This is a genomic window from Acinetobacter sp. 228, from assembly GCF_048147885.1.
This window is the reverse complement of record NZ_JAYWYV010000532.1, coordinates 1-1091: the sequence shown is the minus strand read 5'-3', so window position 1 is coordinate 1091 and position 1091 is coordinate 1. Positions and strand designations below refer to the sequence as shown.

General features: G+C 37.5%; 3 protein-coding genes. All 3 read right to left on the bottom strand.

Annotation, left to right across the window (positions count from 1 at the left end; genetic code table 11):
• Window positions 1-357, bottom strand: a 357-nt coding sequence (locus VXQ92_RS20530; protein WP_416683022.1) for a putative metallopeptidase, incomplete at its 3' end; no start/stop codon positions are given.
• Between the two features lie 41 nt (window positions 358-398).
• Window positions 399-587, bottom strand: coding sequence for a hypothetical protein (locus tag VXQ92_RS20525; RefSeq protein WP_043041431.1), 189 nt, complete (start codon window positions 585-587; stop codon window positions 399-401).
• Between the two features lie 54 nt (window positions 588-641).
• Window positions 642-1091: hypothetical protein (locus tag VXQ92_RS20520; RefSeq protein ID WP_416683021.1), on the bottom strand; the 450-nt coding region annotated here is incomplete at its 5' end.

Here is a 1091-nt window from a genome sequence, read left to right as displayed (position 1 = left end):
TAAAGTAATAATGTATTTAGGAATATCACCAAACCAATTAATCAATTGCAGTTCCTGACGCTGTTTACGCCACCCACCGACATTAATCATCACTTTCTCGGTTTGACCAAATACTCGTTTATCTTTCGCCTCACATTTAGCGTAGGCCCATAAGAATGAAATCTCAGGAGGCTGAAAGCTTAGAAGGTGTTCATGGTCTGGATTGTGAAGTTTCCCCCATTCACGCAAGAAGGTATCTTCAATCCACGGCCATAAATCATTATTAGCAGGTTCAAAATGTAATAGACCACCACTATCGATTAGGTCTTCATCATCTGCATAAGGACTATCTTGTTCAGGCGGATAAGGTCTTTTCATAAATCTCACCCATTAAAAAACCGCCACTTGGGCGGTCATTCTTACTTAGTTAATTTAGCAATCAATTCTTCATATTCTGCTTCATCTTCACAACTTAGAGGAATCATTCCTCCAGCATTGCCTTCACCAGTAGGACCAACGTATACATAAACCTTCAGAGCATTTTCATTTAATTTAATGTAGTTAATATTTGAGGTGTTGATTAGATACTCATCATGTTGAACAAACATTGCTTTTCCTTGTTTTAATGATTAAAGAAAAAACAATATATCTTAGCCGCTTAACTATTCCAACACATACTTCAAATCATCTGGACAAGTCAGCTTCACACCATCCTTTAGACAAAAGATTTCGATATCATTCAAGAACTCTTTCATCTGTTTTGTAGTTGCTTCTGTGATACTGATCCTATTAGCAACAAACTCCCGCAAAGCCTCATATTGGCTTGCACCAGTCTTTTTGAGTTCCTTCATAGTCCTAAAGGTTTCAGGATATTCACCCACATTGTCACGGTTATAAATTACTGACAGATATTTGTATTTAAAGAACGATGAAGCCTCTTCTTTATCCAGACCTCTATAGTTTCCGTATTCAGTCATCCAGAGCCAATATAATCTTCGTTGTGCTGCTGAAAGGCTTTCTTGCTTACATGTGATAGTAACAACTAAAGGCTTCCCTTCACTCGCTGCATTTGCATGATTAGTATTGAGATACCCAATTACATAGTTGATGTC